At 64.9% G+C, this 16259-nt stretch carries 15 protein-coding genes and 1 pseudogene; 8 read left to right on the forward strand and 8 right to left on the reverse strand.

Annotated elements, in window-relative coordinates; translation table 11 throughout:
- Positions 1-22 precede the first annotated feature (22 nt).
- The 4 genes from CUJ90_RS32090 to CUJ90_RS32105 form a co-directional block, all read right to left on the reverse strand.
- Complete coding sequence (locus tag CUJ90_RS32090; RefSeq protein ID WP_422879718.1) at positions 23-1474, reverse strand: FecR family protein; 1452 nt, start codon at positions 1472-1474, stop codon at positions 23-25.
- Positions 1471-2208 carry a response regulator transcription factor gene (locus CUJ90_RS32095; protein ID WP_073432596.1) on the reverse strand — a complete coding sequence of 246 codons (738 nt, stop codon included), beginning with the start codon at positions 2206-2208 and terminating at the stop codon, positions 1471-1473. The genes CUJ90_RS32090 and CUJ90_RS32095 overlap by 4 nt, the downstream gene beginning before the upstream one ends.
- A gap of 961 nt (positions 2209-3169) precedes the next feature.
- Positions 3170-6646, reverse strand: a complete 3477-nt coding sequence (locus tag CUJ90_RS32100) for a DEAD/DEAH box helicase (protein ID WP_114164639.1) — start codon at positions 6644-6646, stop codon at positions 3170-3172.
- Positions 6647-6818: 172 nt separating this feature from the next.
- On the reverse strand, positions 6819-7085 hold the full coding sequence (locus CUJ90_RS32105) for a DUF4148 domain-containing protein (RefSeq protein WP_073432594.1): 267 nt from the start codon (positions 7083-7085) through the stop codon (positions 6819-6821).
- 306 nt (positions 7086-7391) lie between these two features.
- On the opposite strand from CUJ90_RS32105, the gene CUJ90_RS32110 reads away from it, so the two are divergent.
- The 3 genes from CUJ90_RS32110 to CUJ90_RS32120 all read left to right on the forward strand — a co-directional run bounded on the left by CUJ90_RS32110 (position 7392) and on the right by CUJ90_RS32120 (position 9608).
- Positions 7392-8117, forward strand: coding sequence for an anti-sigma factor family protein (locus CUJ90_RS32110; protein WP_114164640.1), 726 nt, complete (start codon positions 7392-7394; stop codon positions 8115-8117).
- A 154-nt stretch (positions 8118-8271) separates the two neighbouring features.
- A complete protein-coding gene (locus CUJ90_RS32115) occupies positions 8272-8790 on the forward strand; it encodes a sigma-70 family RNA polymerase sigma factor (protein ID WP_073432592.1) in 519 nt (172 codons plus the stop codon).
- Positions 8787-9608, forward strand: coding sequence for an anti-sigma factor family protein (locus tag CUJ90_RS32120; RefSeq protein ID WP_073432591.1), 822 nt, complete (start codon positions 8787-8789; stop codon positions 9606-9608). The genes CUJ90_RS32115 and CUJ90_RS32120 overlap by 4 nt, the downstream gene beginning before the upstream one ends.
- 3 nt (positions 9609-9611) lie before the next feature.
- Here CUJ90_RS32120 and CUJ90_RS32125 read toward each other — a convergent pair whose 3' ends face one another.
- Complete coding sequence (locus CUJ90_RS32125; RefSeq protein ID WP_083085594.1) at positions 9612-10538, reverse strand: AraC family transcriptional regulator; 927 nt, start codon at positions 10536-10538, stop codon at positions 9612-9614.
- A gap of 208 nt (positions 10539-10746) precedes the next feature.
- Here CUJ90_RS32125 and CUJ90_RS32130 point away from each other — a divergent pair, with 208 nt between their 5' ends.
- On the forward strand, positions 10747-11652 hold the full coding sequence (locus CUJ90_RS32130; protein ID WP_114164747.1) for an NmrA family NAD(P)-binding protein: 906 nt from the start codon (positions 10747-10749) through the stop codon (positions 11650-11652).
- Positions 11653-11680: 28 nt separating this feature from the next.
- On the forward strand, positions 11681-11896 hold the full coding sequence (locus tag CUJ90_RS32135) for a hypothetical protein (protein ID WP_073432589.1): 216 nt from the start codon (positions 11681-11683) through the stop codon (positions 11894-11896).
- Between the two features lie 680 nt (positions 11897-12576).
- On the opposite strand, the gene CUJ90_RS32140 is transcribed toward CUJ90_RS32135, so the two are convergent.
- Positions 12577-13215 (reverse strand): hypothetical protein, encoded by a 639-nt coding sequence (locus CUJ90_RS32140; protein ID WP_244220088.1) that lies wholly within the window; start codon positions 13213-13215, stop codon positions 12577-12579.
- Between the two features lie 97 nt (positions 13216-13312).
- Here CUJ90_RS32140 and CUJ90_RS32145 point away from each other — a divergent pair.
- Together CUJ90_RS32145 and CUJ90_RS33090 are read left to right on the forward strand one after the other, a co-directional pair.
- Positions 13313-13635: pseudogene (locus CUJ90_RS32145) on the forward strand (transposase); the annotation flags it as partial.
- On the forward strand, positions 13612-13911 hold the full coding sequence (locus CUJ90_RS33090; protein ID WP_208645302.1) for a hypothetical protein: 300 nt from the start codon (positions 13612-13614) through the stop codon (positions 13909-13911). The pseudogene CUJ90_RS32145 and the gene CUJ90_RS33090, both read left to right, overlap by 24 nt.
- A 232-nt stretch (positions 13912-14143) precedes the next feature.
- On the opposite strand, the gene ribA is transcribed toward CUJ90_RS33090, so the two are convergent.
- Positions 14144-14794 carry a GTP cyclohydrolase II gene (gene ribA, locus CUJ90_RS32155; protein ID WP_073431615.1) on the reverse strand — a complete coding sequence of 217 codons (651 nt, stop codon included), beginning with the start codon at positions 14792-14794 and terminating at the stop codon, positions 14144-14146.
- A gap of 268 nt (positions 14795-15062) precedes the next feature.
- Here ribA and CUJ90_RS32160 point away from each other — a divergent pair, with 268 nt between their 5' ends.
- Complete coding sequence (locus CUJ90_RS32160) at positions 15063-15506, forward strand: CBS domain-containing protein (protein WP_073431616.1); 444 nt, start codon at positions 15063-15065, stop codon at positions 15504-15506.
- Positions 15507-15765: 259 nt separating this feature from the next.
- Here CUJ90_RS32160 and CUJ90_RS32165 read toward each other — a convergent pair whose 3' ends face one another.
- On the reverse strand, positions 15766-16110 hold the full coding sequence (locus tag CUJ90_RS32165; protein WP_114164641.1) for a DUF4148 domain-containing protein: 345 nt from the start codon (positions 16108-16110) through the stop codon (positions 15766-15768).
- Positions 16111-16259: the final 149 nt, after the last annotated feature.

A 16259-nucleotide genomic window follows, 5' to 3' on the forward strand; every position in this document is an offset into this window, starting at 1 on the left:
CGGCCCCGTGAATCTACCAGCGTCAGCGCGCCAGCGTAAACGAGCGGATGCTGCTGCTCGTCTCGTAGAAGCGGCCGTTCTCGAACTGCTCGGCGATGATCGTCCAATAGTAGACGCCGGCCGGCAGATCGCTCACGACGAATTGCCCGCCGGTCAGATCGGTGCGGTCCACGATCGGATGGCGCAGATCGGCGCTCGCGGCCAGCACGAAGCGAAAGCGCGTCTCGCCCGCGGCGCGGCTGACGAACCAGCGGAATTCGTAGTCGCGGCTGCCGGCGCGCTGCGCCGCCGATGCGGCCAGCCCGAGACGGCGCCGCTCGAAGCCGTACACCTGAGGCATGCCTTCGAGACCGTGTCCGTCGATGGCCGCGATGCGCACGAAATACGTCCCGTCGGCCAGATTGCCGAAGTCCGCGTGCGGCGCGCTCACGCGCAACTCGCGGATCAGGTCGAGCTGGTCGGCGTCGCGCGCGATCTGCACGCGGTAGGCCACGGCGCGCTCGGCCGGCACGAGGTCGAACGCGACGGTCTCGCCGTCCTGCACCTTGGCGGGCTGCGTGAGCGCGGGCGCGGGCAGCAACTCGACGGGCTCGCCGATCGCCTCGCCCGCGCGCGTGATGTTGCCGAAGCGCGCCTTCACGAGTTGCGCCGACGCCTGCAGCGGCACGCCGGGCGGCGGTCCGGCGCGGTGGGCGGCGACGCCGGGATCGACGCCGACCGCGCCGTCCAGCACCTCGACGGCGGTGGTTTGCGCGTCGCCGTCATAGGCCACCTTGAAGCGCGTGCCGCGCACGCCCGCCACCACCGACGGCGAGCGGATCTGGAAGCGGTCGTCTTTTTTCGTCGCACGCGTGACCTGGCTCTCGACCGCGCCGCGGCGCAGTTCGAGAACGCGGTCGGCGGCGCCCGTCAACGTGGTGCGGCGCAGCCTGCCGATGTCCAGCTCGCCTTCCTGCGCGATCGTGACATGCGAGCCGTCCGGCAATTCCAACGTGACGAAACCATCCGGGCCGGTGCGGATGCGGTCGCCTTCGCCGAGCGTCGTTCCGGGCTTGACCGGCAGATAGGGGTTCTTGCCGAACGCATGCTCGACCGGGCCGCTCGTCGCGATCACGCGGGCCGATTCGGGATCCTGTTTGAGCCGGTCCGCCGGCAGGCGCAAGGCGATGCCGGCCGGCATGCGGCGCGGCGCGGGCATGTCGTTGAGGCGGCTCAACACCGCCCAATCGCCCGGCGCCCGCAGATAGTGGCCGGCGATGTCGTATAACGTGTCGCCTTCGCGGGTCAGGTAGGAGACGTAGGCGGGCGCCGGCGTCTTGATGCGCGGCTGCGGCGCGCGCGGCGATTGCGCATGCGCCGACACCTGCGCGAGGCAGGTCATCGCCAACACGCTTACCGCCGCGAACCATGCGCCGCCGCGGCGAACGGATAAACCCGCGCGGTGGCGCGGAGGCACGACGGCCGAAACCGTCACGCCTCCCCCGCCTGCGGGCGTTCGTGGCCCGGCGCGGGCTGCGGGCCGGATTCGAGCCGCTCCAGCCGGTAGCCGTAGCCGTAGATCGGCGTCAGACGGTAGCCGTGTTCGGGACGCAAGCCGAGCTTGCTGCGCAGCATCGATACGTGGGTGTCCATCGTGCGCGACGGGATGTCGGTCGCCTGCTTCCAGATCACGTCGAGAATGTGCGCGCGCGACAGCGGCCGGCTCAGGTGCTGGAACAGCAGCAGCGCGAGCTCGAACTCCTTTTGCGTGACCGCCACTGTCGCGCCGCGGACCACCACGTGCTTCGCGCTCAGATCGAATTCGAAGTCGCCGAAAATTTCTTTTGCGGCGGCGGGCTTCAGGTGATACGCGCGGCGCAGCAGCGAGCCGACGCGCGCCAGCAGCACGGCGCCGGAGACGGGTTTGACGACGTAATCGTCCGCGCCGGTGTTGAGGATCGACGTGATGTCGGTCTCGCGGCCGCGACTCGTCATGAACAACACCGGCAAGCGCTCGGACAGGCTTTCGCGCACCCAGCGCAGCACCTCTTCGCCCGACATGTCGGGGACGTTCCAGTCCAGCACCAGCAGATCGAACGTCTGTCGCCGCAGTTGCCGCACGAGTTCGCGGCCGGCGCCAAAGGCGTGGCAGACATGGCCGGCCGTAGCCAGCGTTTGACAAACCAGATCGGCCTGAGCCGAATCGTCATCCAGGACAGCTATTCTCATAAAACCCCGCAACGCGACATCGTCATTCGTAACTGGTGGCCGGCAAACCGGCGGATAACCGGGATGACGGCGCTTGCACCGACGATCCGGCTTGCGATTTCATCTCCCGCCGCACATTTTTCGATTAATGGTCCTGCGCCCCGCGCCCCCGTTCGGCTATGCAACCCGACTATCCTGAAATCGCCGCGAACGCCTCGCTCTTATGGCTTTATCGCGCGGTTATTCGTGGGGCAGGTCATGATAATCGAAAACTGTCGCGGCTTTTCCGGGTTGCCGTTAATCGGCAATCCGGCCGGCTCTGCGATTGGAGCCGCTCCCTGCACGTCCCCCGTGCGCTCTCAGGCTTCGCCGGTTCTTCGCCGGTTTTTTATCGACCGCTAATCGGCCGCTCTTTGAATTGTTGGTCTCACTCGCGCGGTGATTCGCCCCGTCTGCGTTTGTCCTGTCTCGCCGCTGCCGTTCTCGCGAAACAGCGATTTGACAATTTGCGAGTCAGTATAGAAACAGTCTCAAAATAAATCGTTTAAGGATTGTTAAGCGCGTTTCGGCTCGATGGGGCGGCACGGCGCAGCGTGCGTAATGAAGATCGGGATTGGGGATTCACGCGATGAGATAAAAATGCGGCGTCGCCTCGCTCGAGCCCGACGCCGCTTAAAAACACCACACGCTCGCGGGGGTCTAGCCACACGAGTGAGATGAAATTAGCCGGTACAGAAATCCAGTTCAAGATGAAAGAACTTCATTTGTAACGGGCGGGCCGGTAGCTCTTACGTGGAGGTCATGGGCGGCACGCGTCCATCGACGTGCGGCTTGCCGCAAAAATCGTATGACCTGAAGCGGTGCGCGGCTCTCCATTTACAGATGCAGACGTTTTGTTACAGCGCCACCCACGCCTCCGGCTAGCGACGCGTTCTTCGCACGCTAACGCGCCCAGTGCAACAGAGCATGAGGCCGCGCCGCCTCATCTTCCGCCCTCGATTTCCGGCATCGGCGCGAACAGCGCGTCGAGGTCGTCGTCGGAGAATTTGGCCGCGCCCGCGGCGTCGTCGGAGAGAATGCTGTCCGCGAGGCCCGCCTTCTGCTCCTGCAACTCCACGATTTTCTCCTCGATGCTGCCGGCGGCGATCAGCTTGTAGACGAACACGGGCTTGTCCTGCCCCAGCCGATGCGCGCGGTCGGTGGCCTGATTCTCGGCGGCCGGGTTCCACCACGGATCGTAGTGAATCACCGTGTCGGCGGCGGTGAGGTTCAGCCCCACGCCGCCCGCCTTCAGGCTGATCAGGAACAACGGCACCTCGCCTTGCTGAAAACGCTCGACCGGCGTGATGCGATCCGCCGTGTCGCCGGTCAGGATCACATACGGGATCGCGGCGTCTTCGAGCGCTTGCGCGATCAACGCGAGCATGCCGGTGAACTGCGAGAACAGCAGCACGCGGCGCCCTTCCTCGATCAGTTCGGGCAGCATCGACAACAGCAGATCGAGCTTCGCCGAACGCATCGCGCGCGCGCCCTTTTCGGCCTTTTCGTTCTTTTCTGCGCGCTCACGCCTCTCGCCGTGCGCGTCGACCTCGTCGGCGATCTTGATCGTTTTCACGAGACGCGGATCGCAGCACACCTGGCGCAGCTTCAGCAACGCATCGAGCACGATGATGTGGCTGCGCGCGAGACCTTGCGCGCTGACCGCCGCGCGCACCTTCTCCTGCATCGCCGTGCGCACGGTTTCGTAGAGATCGCGCTGCGCGCCTTCCAGATCGACCGAGCAGACAATCGTGGTCTTCGCCGGCAACTCCTTCGCGACCTCGTCCTTGCGACGGCGCAGCATGAACGGCCGGATGCGGCGCGCCAGCAGCGCGCGGCGCACGCCGTCGCCGTTCTTCTCGATCGGATTGCGCCAGCGCCGGGTGAAGTCTTTCTGGCTGCCGAGAAAACCCGGCAGCAGAAAATCGAATTGCGACCACAACTCGCCCAGGTGATTCTCCAGCGGCGTGCCGGTCAAGCACAGCCGATGCCGCGCGCGCAATCCGCGGATCGCCTGCGCGGCCTTGGTGGTGGCGTTCTTCACGTACTGCGCTTCGTCGAGAATCAGCAAGTGATAGTCGTGTTCGGCGAGCACCTTCTGATCGCGCCACAGCAGCGCGTAAGTCGTCAGGATCAGTTCGTGTTCGCCGATCTGCTCGAAGCGCTCCTTGCGCTGCGGGCCGTTCAGCACCAGCACCTTCAGTTCGGGCGCGAAGCGGCGTGCTTCCTCGCGCCAGTTGTGCACGAGCGTGGTGGGCACCACGATCAGCGCGGGGCGGTTCAGCCGCCCCGCCTCTTTTTCCGCGAGGATGTGCGCGAGCGTCTGCACGGTCTTGCCCAGGCCCATATCGTCGGCGAGCACGCCGGCCAGATCCTGTGCGCGCAGAAACTGCATCCAGTTCAGCCCCTGCTGCTGATACGCGCGCAGTTCCGCGCGCAAGCCGCGCGGCACGGGCACCTCATGCAAGCCCGGACCGGCTTGCAGACGCTGCGCCAGTAGACGGATCGAATCGTCGCCACGGAATTGCCAGCGGCCGGTGCTGTTCAACGCTTCGAGCCGGCCCGCGTCGACGGAGGGCACGCGCAGCGGCGCGCCGTCGGCGAGTGAACCGCCGAGCGCGTCGAACAGGTCGACCAGCACGCGCACCACCGGCTTCAGACGATCGGCGCGCAAGCGCAGACGCTTGTTTTCTTCGGTCTTGAGTTCGATCGGTTCTTCGTCGGCGATGCTGTCGAGCGCGCCGCCGAGCCAGCGCCGGTCGCGCCGGAACAGATCGGCGAGCAGCGGTTCGAGCCGCACGTTGCGCTCGCCGATGCGGATGCCCATCTCCAGATCGAACCAGCCGTCGCCCGCCTGGTGCGCGGTGCCGTCGATTGCGTCGATCTCGATGACGTTGTAGCGGAACTCGGGCGCCATCGTCACGCGCCAGCCCTTGCTCGCGAGATCCGGCACCGCGTGGTTGACGAACGCGGACCAGGCGTCGGCATCGGGCAGGCCGAGCATCGTGTCGGGCAACAGCCGCGCGCCGTACACGCGGCTCGTGGGCACTTTCTGCAAGCCCGTCTTGCGCAGCTCGAGCAGGCGTTTTTTCTCGGCCTCGTAGCGGCGGCGGATATGGATGACGTCGCCGCCCGGCATCGGCACGAGCGTGACGCTGCTGTCGACGTTGATGCTGACGCCGTCGTAATCGAAACTCACGCCGGCGAGTTCGACCGCTTCGGGCTTGCGCTGCGCGGCTCGGGCCGCCGACGGCAGCGCGTGGCTGTTGAGCGTGAGCACCGGCACCGGATCGACGTCGATCACACGAATCGCGGACGCGTCGTGCGCGGGCGGCAGCGGCAGTTCGGGCGCGATCTCGCGCAGCACCGAGGCGACCAGCGGCGCTTCGGCGAGCGAGATCGGCGGCATTGCCAGGTAGTCGGGCAACTGCTGGAACGGCAGCGACGATTGCACGATGCCGGCTTCATGCGCCGCGCCGTCCACATACCAGACCGGCTCGGTCGGCAGGACCATGCTCGCGCGCGGCTCGGTGCACAGCACCGGCCGCAGACGCTCGTCCGCGAGCGGCTCCCACTCGATCCGGCCGGGCCGGTCGGCGCCGCGCGACAACGGCGTCGGTCCTTCCCGACCGGGCTCGGGATCGAACTCGAAGAACAGACGCCCCGTCGCGATCAGCTTCTGCAGCATTTCCGCACCGCTCGTGCCGCGCAGAATGAACTGGCCGAAATCCTCGCGCGAGCGGCCGAGCCACAGGCCGCGCAGGATCGACAGATCCTCGTCGGAGACAAACTTCGGTTGCTTGAGCAGCGCCGACTCCACATTGCTCCAGGGCTCGTCGACTTCGAAGATGGTGCCGTCGGCATCGCAGCGCGCGCGGTACAGCACGACTTCGTGGCGCATGTGGAAGTTCGACCAGTTCAGCAGATACGCGAGCGTCTGGGTGCGCGCGCCTCCGCCCTTTTGAGCGAGCGCATCGGCGGCTTCGGCGCGCGCGCGAAACCGTTCGAGCCAGCTCACCAGTTCGGGGCGCACGCCCGCCGCGGGCTCCGCTTTCGCCGCGGATCGGGCCTGGCGGTAACCGCCGCGCTGAGCGTCGCGGTCGTCGGCATCGTCATCGACGTAGATGACGTGGTCCATCTCGTCCTGATACTCGAGCGCGGCGAGCAGCAGCGCGGCAACGTGCTTGCAGTTGCGGCCAACGGGGCAAGTGCAGTCGCTCTGCGCCCAGGGCAATCCGCCGCCGTTACGAAAACGCACCCGCGTTCTGTACGGACTGGGTTGCGTGCCCTGTACGTCGCCGCTCAGCGTCGTGCCGCGCCATTGCATGTTAGTGACGGCGCCCACCAGGCGCGCCTTGGCGACGGTATGGTCACCCAGCCATTCCGCGATCCGTTCCCGATCAAAGAAAACTGACGACATCAGGGTCCATCCTATTCGAGCCGGCGAAGGCATCGTGCGCGGACAGACGCGGCGCGGCAGGCGCTCGGCGGCGCCTGCCGGCGCGGTTGCGTCCGGCATCGAATGCCCGTGGTAACCGGCCATTTTACGCGTCGGATGGAATTGGCTGTGGCGGCAGTACGCCGCGCGCCGCTCAATCGGCGCTGTCCGTCGGCATGCTGCCGCTCGCGACGCGGTTGGCGGCCGCTTGCGCGGCGAGTGCCTGCTTGTGCTGCTCGACCTGCTGCGCGAATACAGGGCTCACGTCGGGATACGATGCATCGGTCACGTAGTTCAGGCCGTTCGCCTGCGCTTCGATCAGTTCCTGGTACACCTCGGCGCGGGTCTTGCCTTGTGCAAAAGCGCTCGATGAAGCGGCCAGAACGACAACGGACAATGCGGCAAAAGCGATCTTCTTCATGATGAACTCCAGGGGGTGTTGTGCGGGTTTGCATGAGGGAAAACCACGCGTTCGCGGCTTTTATTCCTGCGGCAACGGTTCCGAAAAAACAAACTTCGAAGCGGGAATAAAGCGGCCGGCGAAGCGGTTTGCTCACGTTCCGAGGCGCGGCGACGCGCAGCACATGTGCTGCCGAAACCGGCCGCCGGATAGCGTCCGGACGGACGCTGCGAACAACGCGCATCGAACGTATGGAATAAACCGCCGTCCGGGTGTGTTCGCTCCCACATGGCTGATACTCGACCACCGCCGACAACCGCCGACACCATGAACCCGACCGACGCCCCATCCGACCCGCCGCTTTCAGAAGCCGACATCCAGGCCTACGCCGACGGCACGCTGACGCCGGAACGCGCCGCCTTCCTGCGGGACTATCTCGGCAAGGACCCGGCGGAAGCGCGCCGGGTGGCCTTCTACGGCAAGCTCAACGCGCAGATCCAGCAGGCTTTTCAGACCACCGACGAACCGGTGACGAGTCGTGTCGCGCCCTGGCGCCGCGCGCTCGAACGCCTGAATGCGGCGCGGCGTCGAAGCAGGCTGCTCAACACGCTGATGGCGCTCGTGCTCGCGGCGGTGACCGCGAGCGGCTGGCTTGCCGCCACCCAGGTATCCGCCGCGGCGCTCGACAATGCCGCCGTCATGGCGTTGGCCGAAACCGACGCCGCGGGTTTTTCCGCCGCGTCGCGGACCCGAACCGACGCCTGGGCGCCGGATCTGACGGCGATCGGACTGCGGCTGGTGGATCGGCGGTCCCTGTCGCTCGGCCCGTTTCAGCGCGCCAGCGAATTCGTCTATCTGAACGGGGACAACCGGCCGGTGGTGGTGATGTCGAGCCTGGCGCTGCTCGCGCCGGCGCAGCCGCAATGGAGCGCGCGCCGCATCGGCGCGGTCCGTCTGCTGACGTGGACGGCGCGGCGGCAGCGTTTCGTCGTGGCCGGCGAAGCCCGCACCCACGGCCTGATGCGCGCCGCCGACGCGATGACGATGCACTGAGCTTTGGCGCAACCTGACGATCCGATGTCACGCGAACGGAATAAAATGCGCCCACGCGTGTTCGCCTCTCAACCGCATCAATTGCCCCTCCAGGCGGCCCGAGCGACGGCCGCCGCTGCCGTGCTCACGAAAGGCCCCTCGACTGGGATGAAAAATGGATGTCCGTGACGAGTTGATGGAGCATGTGCCGCGCTTGCGGCGCTATGCGCGAGCGCTGATCAACAATCGCGATCTCGCCGACGATCTGGTGCAGGACACGCTCGAACGCGCGCTCGGCCGCACCGGCATGTTCCAGCAAGGCACCGACCTGCGCGCATGGCTGTTCACGATCATGCACAACGTCTTCGCGAATCAGGCGCGCAAGGCGTCGGCGCGCGCCGTCCATGTAGCGGTCGACGACGAAAGCGTCCACGAAAGCGAATTCGCCGTGCCCTCCGACCAGATCCGCTCGCTGGAAATGCGCGACCTCGACTACGCGTTGCAGCGCCTGCCGATGGAACAGCGCGAAGTCGTGCTGCTGGTGGGCCTCGAGGAAATGAGCTATGCCGACGTGGCGCTTGCGCTGAACATTCCGATCGGCACGGTGATGTCGCGGCTTTCGCGCGGGCGCGAGCGGCTTCGGGCATTGATGGCGGGCACACAGCCCGGCGCAAGATTACAGGTGGTGCGATGAGCGACCAACAGACGCCGATCGGCGAAGAAGAACTGCACGCCTACGTGGACGGCACGCTGTCCGACGAACGGCGTGCCGAGGTGGAGCGCGCGCTCGAACAGAACCCCGAGTTGGCCGCGCGTATCAGCGATTATTTCTCGCTGAACAACATGTTCCACGAGCGCTATGACCGCGTGCTGAACGAGCCCGTGCCCAAACGCTTGCAGGCGCCCGCGCCGCGCCGCTGGCGCATCGCGGCCAACTGGCCGCAGTTCGCCGGCATGGCCGCGGCGCTGGTGCTGGGCGTGGGTATCGGTGTGGGCACGCACATGGGGCGCGACGTCGTGGCGCCGGTCGTCGGCCGCGCGGACACGCGGACTGTCAGCGCGGACGGTTCCGAAGTATTCGCGCGGCAGGCGGCGCTGGCGCACGTGGTCTATATGCCGGCCGTCGACCGTCCGGCCGATATGACCGCGGATCACGAACAGGATTTTGTGCAATGGCTGTCCAACCGGCTCGGCACGAATGTTCATCCGCCGATGCTCTCGAAGAGCGGCTTCAACCTCTCGGGCGGCCGCCTGCTGCCGGGCGCCGACGGCCCCACCGCGCAGTTCATGTATCGCGGACCGAACGGCGAGCGCGTGACGCTGTGCATTTCGCGCCGTCAGGTGAATTCGAACACGACCGCGTTCAAGCTGTATCAGGACGGGCCGGTGAACGTGTTCTATTGGGTCGACGGCGACTTTGGCTATGCGGTGTCGGGCGGGATCGATCGCCAGGCGCTGCTGCAACTGTCGCACGACGTGTACTCGCAGTTGACGGGTGCCGCGCCGGGTTGACGCTTATCGCGGCGTCGCAATGCGGCGGGTATTCAGCGTATCGAGTTCGATCATGCTGCCCGAATGCGGGCTCGATCTGATCAACTCGCGTGGCGTGACGCCCAGCAACCTGCCCATCCAATGCGCCATGTGACTCTGATGCGCGAAGCCCGTATCCAGTGCGATCCGGCTTGCGCTCAGGCGGCCTTCGAGCAATAGCGTTCTCGCCCGCTCGACTCGCCGCCGCACCACGTACTGATGCACCGGCACACCGAGCGTCTCGCGAAACAGCACCTTGAAATGCGGCACGCTCAGATCGGCGAGCGCGGCCAACTCGGTTAGCGTGAGACGCTGGTCGAGATGCGCCTCGATAAACTCGATCACGCGCGCGGCGGTTTTCGGTGCGAGCGTGCGCCGCTTGTCGTCGAGCGTCGGCGCGCCGCCGATCAGCCGTACCACCATCGCGGTGCAAAGGCTCTCGGCGTAAAGCGGATCGGATGCGTCGTCCGCCTCCAGTTCGGCGTGTAACGCCCACGCGAGATGCTGAAAACGCGGATCGCGCATCTGCATCCGCGGACGAAGCCGCGCCTCGCTCGACTTCAACTCCAGCTGCTCGACCGTCCTTTGTGCGAACTCCACGCCGATCCATACGCTGAAGATCGTGCCTGCGGACTCATCGCTCCATTGCCCGTCGAGTCCGGCCGGGATCACATCCGCGTCGCCATGCGACTGAATGCGCGAATAGCGGCGCTCCTGGCATACGCAACGCGCCCTGACCGGCGCGCCCACATGCACGCCCACACGGTGATGCTTGAGCGCGGGAATCCGATGCGAGCCCGCCGACACGTTGACGAGTTCCGCGCCGAAGCCTTGCCAGCCCAGCGTCTTGCTGGACCGTACAGCAATGCGGGAACCGCTATGCGGTTGCGGTAGGGGTGTCACGGCATTCATCGCGTCCTCTCGTGGATGGCGGGTAACGTGGCTTGCAATTGTGCTGCGTTTTTCGCCGCTTCGCTTGACGCTTGTTATTCCACCCTGCCGCCGGGGTGGCGTCGCAAGCGAAACAATCATCCGAATCTGCGCATCGCGATCCTTGTGCGCGCGTTTTCCGCTTCGCGCCTCCCTATGATGGCCGTGTCCATTGGCGAAGGAGCGCAACGTGTTCGTGATTTTCGGAGCAGCAGGCAATGTTGGCAAAACGAGCGCCGCGGCATTGCGCCGGGCCGGACGACCGGTGCGCGCGGTGGTCCGCGACGAAACGCAAGGCGCGCCGCTGGCGGAAATCGGCTGCGAAATAATGATCGCCGATCTGCTCGACGCATCGACGGTCGCGCGTGCAATCAAGGGCGCCCATGCGGTGCAGATGCTCTGTCCGGTGCCCCGGGCGCGCGCCGATCCCGCATCCGACATGCGGCGCATGATCGAGGTCGCCGCCGACGCCTTGCGCGCCGATCCGCCGCAACGCGTACTCGCGCTCTCCGACTACGGCGCGGAACATGCGAGCGGCACGGGCATCACGACGCTGTTCCACTACCTTGAAACGCAGTTGCAAGCCGTTGCCTCGCAACTGACATTTCTACGCGCCGCCGAACATATGCACAACTGGGCTCGCGTGTTGCCGATCGCGCTTTCCAAAGGCGTCTTGCCGAGTCTGCATCATCCGTTGGACAAGCTGTTTCCCACGGTGGCGGCGCGGGATGTCGGGCTGCTGGCCGCCGAACTGCTGCTGGACGAACAGCCGGCAAAGACCTCGCCGCACGTGGTGAGCATCGAAGCCAAGGAGCGCGTGAGTGCATTCGATGTGGCACAGATCGTCGGCGAATTGGCGCATCGCACGGTGGTCGCGCGCGAGGTGCCGCGTGGCGAATGGGCTGCCACGCTCCACGCGGCGGGACTCGGCGAACAGCACGCGCGCCTCATCACGGATCTGTACGACGCGCACAACGCGGGCCGTATCGATGTGGAAGCGGAAGTCAGCGAGCGGCGCTTTGGCGCGACCGCGCTGGCGGAGGTGCTGGCGGAAATAGTGGCGCGGGTCGCTGCTTCGGCTTCGGCTGCACCGTAACGACGTTGCCCTTCACAGGAGAGACAGCATGGACATGTGCCCCTTGCTGCGCGCATCGGCGCAAGCGCGAAAGATCGCGGACGGTCGTTCCGCTGCAACCGCGCCGACGCGGGCACAGTCGAGCGCCAACGCGCGCTATTGGCTGGCGTTGGCGGCAAATTTCGTGGGATGGCTAGGCTGGCGGGCACTGCGGGACGTGCTCAACGCGATTCCCGATAGCAACGACGATTTCGGTTTGTTCTGATTCGCCGGGGGGCGTTCCCGCTTTCCACGCCACGGCGTGTCTTGATCGATCCAGCCGAAATACGATCCGGTTTCGGTCGTGTCCGTGCATTCTTCGGTGAATGACGGTCCGTACCAGTCACAGTAATCCGCCCTGGCAAGCTTGAGCGGTGTGCTTGCTTTGCCAGCGAGCGGCTTCTGCGGTTCATGTGCGGAGTCTCGGTTTGCATTGGACGGGCTCGCCTGGGCAGTTGGCGTCGTTGCTGGCTGGGCCTCCTGATTTGCATCTGTCGAACCGTGCGGCCTCGCGACGGGAGCGGCAGGCACCGCCAGGCTCGCTTGAGTACTCAATGCCGTCGCCGGTGAATTGCTCGGCGCCGGCGGAGTCGTGCTTGCGAGAATAGGGGTTTGGCGCCACGCCTCGCAGTTCGTCACGAATGGCACGGTTCGAGCCATGAACGGTGCCATGGCGAGATGCATCTGCGCGGACTGTTTTTTCTGGATCGTGATGACTTGAAGAACACGTTACCCGGACCACCAAATGTAATGTTGCCGTTGATGCTGGCAATGTTCACGTCCTTGTCCGCGGCGAGTGACATCGGGCCACGCTGGGCCTGGAACTGAACCGGGCTCCTCGGCGCGAAAAGCCATGATTCCGGAACGGGCAGGCCACGTCGTTAGCCCTGTGCCTTCTGATACTGCCTACCAGCTGCGTTTTTTCAGCGTATAGCCGTAAAGCCCATACTGGGTATTGGTCGCCGGGTCGAAATAGACGCCCTGGGTGATGCCATCATCGGTTTCGTCCCACGACTTGCCGTAGTCGCGACTGACAAGCGTGAAGTCGCGAGGCGCGCCATTGCCTGTCGCGTCCGTCGCGTAGACGAGCAGTACCCCGCGCCTGCCGACGCTGAAGCCATCGAGCATCAGGCGCTCATCGAACGTATGTTTCTGCTCGACAGCAGGCTGCTTCTGGTTCGGCCAGGTCGAGATCGCACCCGTACGATGCCCGTTGTCCTCCGGATGATTAATGAAGTCGCGTGGCAGGCCAAGGCGGGAAAGTGCATAGACGGAATACCGGGCATCCGGCTCGACCTGCTCTGACTGGAGATAGGCAATGACCTGGTCCGGCAACACGACCTCGCGCTCGAAGGCGTCGCTGTCCCACTTCAGACGGTCGACAACGCTTTCGGCTGGGGTCTTGCCTATCGCGTCCAGGTAGTAGGCAACACGCAACGTACCGTCCGAACCGAGATCCACGCCGTTGAACGTTTTGCGCGGGTTCCCCGGCTCAGTCGCCAGCAGGGGAACGCCAATTTCCTTCCAGGTGTTGCCGCCATTCACGGTGCGCCAGACGCGCGGTCCCCATCCCACTGCATAGTGTAGTGGTCCAATGACTCTGGACACCTCTAAAGGGGATAATCTTCAACCGAGGTGAGAAATGAGCAGACGGAACATAACCGACGAATTCAGGGCCGAAGCGGTGCAGCTGGTTGTCGCGCAGGCCTATTCATTTGCCAGGGCGTGCGAGGCGCTGGGCATTGGCGATACCGCGTTGCGGCGGTGGGTGGCGCAATGGCGGGCCGAGCAGGCTGAGCCTCCGCGCACCGAGGTGCAGCTCAAGGCCGACCAGCGACGTATCCGGGAGCTGGAGGCACGCGTGACCGAGCTCGAAAGGGAGCGCGAGATACTAAAAAGGTCCACGGCCTTCTTCGTCAAGGAACTGGATCGCTCCTCGAGGTGATCTGTTCGCTGAAGAAGGCCCGGGATCAACGCCTTCAGTCGCTTGCCGCAAACCCGGTCGGCTGCTTCCCACAACACCGTCAGCGCCTGGCGTATCGCCTCGTCGTACAGCCGGTTGCGCTCGCGCGTCCCCTTTGCCGCGCCGAGCTCTTCCCGCAGCAGCCGAATGGCGTGTTTGCGGTGATACCCGGTCAGAGCCACGAACTCATCGAGAATGCTGATCCGTTCACCGAGCGTCGCGATGCGATACCGCAATTGCAATTGCTGCCATCAACTCCTTGCGTGTCGTCATGCTGATTTGCCTCGTCACCTCGTGCCGCTCCCGCCGGACAATCCGACGTGTAGCAAACTACGTGAGGCAACAGATCAGCGCGAGTTGCAATTCTAATGAGTCAATGCGCAGTAGAAACCATTGTCGCCGTAGCACCGTCAACGGCAATACCTGCCGCACTGGCCGGCATTGGCGCAGCAGCAATCAATAAGGGAAGAAAATAGGCGGCGCGAGCAATCGCCCGGAATTTACAAGGCTCTATTCGTTCTCGTCGAAGTAATGACCGAACTTCAACTGCTTGGTGCGGATATAGCGCTCGTTTTCCTCGCGCATCGGAATCGCCAGCGCGACCCGCTCGCACACCGGAATGCCGTGCTTGGAGAGCGTGTCGAACTTCTCCGGATTGTTGCTCATCAGGCGCACCGAGGTCACCTTCAGCGTGCGCAAAATGCCCGCCGCCGAATCGTATTCGCGCGAGTCGTCGGGCAAGCCGAGATCGAGATTGGCCTCGACGGTATCGCGCCCCTGCTCCTGCAGCGCATACGCGCGGATCTTGTTCGACAGGCCGATGCCGCGCCCTTCGTGGCCGCGCAGATACAACAGCACGCCGCAGCCTTCGGCTGCGATATAGCGCAGCGCGAGATCGAGCTGCTCGCCGCAATCGCAGCGATAGGAGCCGAGCACGTCGCCCGTGAGGCATTCCGAATGCAGGCGCGTGAGTACCGACGACTGGTTCGCGACCTCGCCCATCACGAGCGCGAGATGTTCGGCGCCGCTGTCGACCACGCGAAACACATAGGACGTGAACGTGCCGTAGCGCGTGGGAAGCGTGGCGGTAGCGTCGAGAACGACGCATTCTTCGCTGATGGCGCCGTCTGCCGTGGGCGACGGATCGTGAGACGTGAGCATGGCGTTGGACAGTGGTGCTGACATGAACCCGATCAAACCGGGGATAAGGTACGGACTGGGAGTTTACCGCTAATCGGCACGGTGCACCCGATGCCCTTGCCCGGTGCATGGAGCCGCCCGGTGCCGCGCCGCTACCCGAACTCGGCCCGCGGCGCGCCCCAGGTATTCCCGAAGTACCGCGGCGGCGCGTCGCGCCTATACTGGAATGGCCTGTCCCTCACGACAACGCGCCGTGCCGGCGCGCCGCATAGCGAAACGGAGCCGCTCCATGACAAGCGTTGCACAGCTTCTTAAAACGAAACCGAACAACACCACCGTCTACACGATCGGGGTCGACGATTCCGTCTACGAGGCGATCCGGCTGATGGCCGAAAAAGGCATCGGCGCGCTCGTGGTGACGGACGGCGACAGCATCGCCGGCATCGTCACGGAGCGCGACTACGCGCGCAAGGTCGTGCTGATGGACCGTTCGTCCAAGGCCACGCCGGTGCGCGACATCATGAGCAAGGCCGTGCGCTTCGTGCGCCCCGATCAGAGCACCGACGACTGCATGGCCCTCATGACCGAGCGCCGCATGCGCCATTTGCCGGTCATCGAAAACGACAGGCTGGTGGGCATGGTGTCGATCGGCGACCTGGTGAAGAACATCATCGCTGAACAGCAGTTCACCATTCAGCAACTCGAGTTCTATATTCACGGCGAGCGTCCTTGACGCACGGCGGCGCCTCTCGCGCCGCGCGATTCGACACAAACACGCAGACGCAAAAAAAGCCCAATCCTTAACCAGGTTGGGCGAAGCTACCTTGCGGCAGCGGAGGTTCCTTGTATCGTGGACCGGGACCGCGCCGCGGCGGGCTGGCTACCCAGCGGGCCGCGCACGAGTCTCACGCCGGAACAAAGACACCGTGTCGTGATGCGCGCCGCATCGAGCGGCGCGCGGATTTCTGCTTTTCCAATACCGCGTTACTGCGTTAGTTACCGAAATAAACCGACTTCGGACCCGAGGTCGGCTGGACCATGCCGCCCGACTGCGACGAACCGCTCATCGGCGCGCCGTAACCACTGGTGTCGGCGACCGGCTGCTGGGTTTGTGCGATCGCCGGGTTTTGTTCCTGCACGCGGCGCTCGGCGGCCTGGATATCGGCCGGATAAGCCGGATCGCTGGCGGTGGCCGGGTTATAGCCGGCGCGCTCCAACTGAATCAGTTCGTTACGGACTTCCGCGCGGGTCACGGGTTGTTGGCTCGATTGAGCGAACGAGGCGACCGGGGCCGCGAGAACGGCTGCGAGGGCAACTGCCTTGATAAACGAGTTCATGATGACTTACCTCCAGATTGGTTTTTTGCTTCGCTTGCCACACACCGTGAGCAGCGAGTGATTCCAGTCTAGTCACCGGCACGCCAAGGGAAAACCCTTAATTAAGAGATACATAATTGCCCTAATCGCAACAGTGCGGCGGGATTTAC

It is taken from the genome of Paraburkholderia terricola (assembly GCF_003330825.1).
In the GTDB taxonomy this organism is placed as follows: Bacteria; Pseudomonadota; Gammaproteobacteria; order Burkholderiales; family Burkholderiaceae; genus Paraburkholderia; species Paraburkholderia terricola.

What these genes read in the sequence shown, in the direction of transcription:
- CUJ90_RS32100 (WP_114164639.1), bottom strand. Translation starts at nt 6,646, where the DNA reads ATGTCGTCAGTTTTCTTTGATCGGGAACGGATCGCGGAATGGCTGGGT.
- CUJ90_RS32115 (WP_073432592.1), top strand. Translation starts at nt 8,272, where the DNA reads ATGGATGTCCGTGACGAGTTGATGGAGCATGTGCCGCGCTTGCGGCGC.
- CUJ90_RS32105 (WP_073432594.1), bottom strand. Translation starts at nt 7,085, where the DNA reads ATGAAGAAGATCGCTTTTGCCGCATTGTCCGTTGTCGTTCTGGCCGCT.
- CUJ90_RS32160 (WP_073431616.1), top strand. Translation starts at nt 15,063, where the DNA reads ATGACAAGCGTTGCACAGCTTCTTAAAACGAAACCGAACAACACCACC.
- ribA (WP_073431615.1), bottom strand. Translation starts at nt 14,794, where the DNA reads ATGCTCACGTCTCACGATCCGTCGCCCACGGCAGACGGCGCCATCAGC.
- CUJ90_RS32095 (WP_073432596.1), bottom strand. Translation starts at nt 2,208, where the DNA reads ATGAGAATAGCTGTCCTGGATGACGATTCGGCTCAGGCCGATCTGGTT.
- CUJ90_RS32135 (WP_073432589.1), top strand. Translation starts at nt 11,681, where the DNA reads ATGGACATGTGCCCCTTGCTGCGCGCATCGGCGCAAGCGCGAAAGATC.
- CUJ90_RS32125 (WP_083085594.1), bottom strand. Translation starts at nt 10,538, where the DNA reads ATGAATGCCGTGACACCCCTACCGCAACCGCATAGCGGTTCCCGCATT.
- CUJ90_RS32120 (WP_073432591.1), top strand. Translation starts at nt 8,787, where the DNA reads ATGAGCGACCAACAGACGCCGATCGGCGAAGAAGAACTGCACGCCTAC.
- CUJ90_RS32110 (WP_114164640.1), top strand. Translation starts at nt 7,392, where the DNA reads ATGAACCCGACCGACGCCCCATCCGACCCGCCGCTTTCAGAAGCCGAC.
- CUJ90_RS32165 (WP_114164641.1), bottom strand. Translation starts at nt 16,110, where the DNA reads ATGAACTCGTTTATCAAGGCAGTTGCCCTCGCAGCCGTTCTCGCGGCC.